The sequence below is a fragment of the Johnsonella ignava ATCC 51276 genome, assembly GCF_000235445.1.
Taxonomy (GTDB): domain Bacteria; phylum Bacillota; class Clostridia; order Lachnospirales; family Lachnospiraceae; genus Johnsonella; species Johnsonella ignava.
Genome location: NZ_JH378846.1, coordinates 4,009 through 6,175 on the forward strand (window position 1 = coordinate 4,009; position 2,167 = coordinate 6,175).

1 protein-coding gene, 1 tRNA gene and 2 rRNA genes are annotated in these 2,167 nt (G+C 50.0%); all 4 read right to left on the minus strand.

Annotated elements, in window-relative coordinates:
- Nucleotides 1-57: 57 nt before the first annotated feature.
- Nucleotides 58-130: transfer RNA gene (locus tag HMPREF9333_RS11800), tRNA-Ala, on the minus strand.
- A 7-nt stretch (nucleotides 131-137) separates the two neighbouring features.
- Nucleotides 138-255 (minus strand): 5S ribosomal RNA (rrf, locus tag HMPREF9333_RS11805).
- A 144-nt stretch (nucleotides 256-399) separates the two neighbouring features.
- A 16S ribosomal RNA gene (locus HMPREF9333_RS11810) occupies nucleotides 400-1,928 on the minus strand.
- Between the two features lie 9 nt (nucleotides 1,929-1,937).
- On the minus strand, nucleotides 1,938-2,167 hold a 230-nt coding region (locus HMPREF9333_RS13180), incomplete at its 5' end, for a hypothetical protein (RefSeq protein ID WP_207635731.1).

Consider the following 2,167-nt stretch of genomic DNA (forward strand, 5'->3'; position numbering starts at 1 on the left):
TTATAAATATAGCTCAGACAAAAAACAAAGTTTTTTTAACAGCACAAGCCATGACAGTGGAGATGGAGAGATTCGAACTCTTGACCCCCTGCTTGCAAGGCAGGTGCTCTCCCAACTGAGCTACACCCCCATTTTAAATCCGGCATCCACCCGCTCTCCCATGCCGTCTCCAGCATAGTACCATAGGCCGTCTGAGTCTTAACCTTCGTGTTCGGTATGTTTACGGGTGTTTCCCCCAAACGCATCGACACCGGAATTCTTTTTTAATCTTCTTTAATTAATTTTAATTCTTTTCTAAATTTTATTTTTTCTTTTTAATTCTGTTTCTTTTATTAAATCCTTTTTCCAAACCTCTCCCAAAGACTAAACAGCACACATAACCCCTACTCTTTTCCTTAGAAAGGAGGTGATCCAGCCGCACCTTCCGATACGGCTACCTTGTTACGACTTCACCCCGGTCATCCGCCCTGCCTTCGGCAGCTCCCTCCTTACGGTTGGGCCACTGACTTCGGGCATTGCCGACTCCCATGGTGTGACGGGCGGTGTGTACAAGACCCGGGAACGTATTCACCGCAGCATTCTGATCTGCGATTACTAGCGATTCCGGCTTCATGCAGGCGAGTTGCAGCCTGCAATCCGAACTGAGACGCAGTTTTTGAGATTTGCTCTGCCTCGCGGCCTTGCTTCCCTCTGTCTGCGCCATTGTAGCACGTGTGTAGCCCAAACCATAAGGGGCATGATGATTTGACGTCATCCCCGCCTTCCTCCGAGTCTTCCTCGGCAGTCTCCCCGGAGTCCCCATCTTACTGCTGGCTACCGGGAATGAGGGTTGCGCTCGTTGCGGGACTTAACCCAACATCTCACGACACGAGCTGACGACAACCATGCACCACCTGTGTCCGGTGCCCCAAGGGGCAGAGGATTTTACTCCCCCTTCACCGGCATGTCAAGGCTTGGTAAGGTTCTTCGCGTTGCTTCGAATTAAACCACATGCTCCACCGCTTGTGCGGGTCCCCGTCAATTCCTTTGAGTTTCATTCTTGCGAACGTACTCCCCAGGTGGAATACTTATTGCGTTTGCGCCGGCACCGGAAATTTAACTCCCCGACACCTAGTATTCATCGTTTACTGCGTGGACTACCAGGGTATCTAATCCTGTTTGCTACCCACGCCTTCGAGCCTCAACGTCAGTTGTCGTCCAGCAGGCCGCCTTCGCCGCCGGTGTTCCTCCCAATATCTACGCATTTCACCGCTACACTGGGAATTCCGCCTGCCCCTCCGACACTCAAGCCACGCAGTTTCCAGAGCAGCTCCGGGGTTGAGCCCCGGCATTTCACTCCAGACTTGCATAGCCGTCTACGCTCCCTTTACACCCAGTAATTCCGGATAACGCTTGCCCCCTACGTATTACCGCGGCTGCTGGCACGTAGTTAGCCGGGGCTTCTTAGTCAGGTACCGTCTTTTTTCTTCCCTGCTGATAGAGCTTTACGTACCGAGATACTTCTTCACTCACGCGGCGTCGCTGGATCAGGGTTGCCCCCATTGTCCAATATTCCCCACTGCTGCCTCCCGTAGGAGTCTGGGCCGTGTCTCAGTCCCAGTGTGGCCGTCCACTCTCTCAAGCCGGCTACCGATCGTTGACTTGGTAGGCTGCTATCCTGCCAACTATCTAATCGGACGCGGGCCCATCTCTCACCGGTATCCCTTTTTGTATATTGACATGCGTCTATATACTTTATGCGGTATTAGCAGGAGCTTCCCCCTGTTATCCCACGGTGCGAGGCAGGTTGCCCACGCGTTACTCACCCGTCCGCCACTAAGACTTTCTCTTGCTCCCCGAAGGTTGCACTGAAAAAGTCTCCGTTCGACTTGCATGTGTTAAGCACGCCGCCAGCGTTCATCCTGAGCCAGGATCAAACTCTCTGTTTGATTCTCTCATTATGCCTGCCGGCATTTGTTTCCTTTTTTACTTGGTTTTTTAGGTTTTCGTTCCTTGAAACCTGCCGCTTCTTTGCGGCAAGGTGCAGCATTTATAAACTTAAATTTCAGTTTATAAATAATATACATAAGTATACATATATATACAATATATATATAAATAAATTTATACATGCTGCATTTCTTATTGTTTTTAAGAAATTTCAGGGTTGTTGTGTACTGTTTAATCT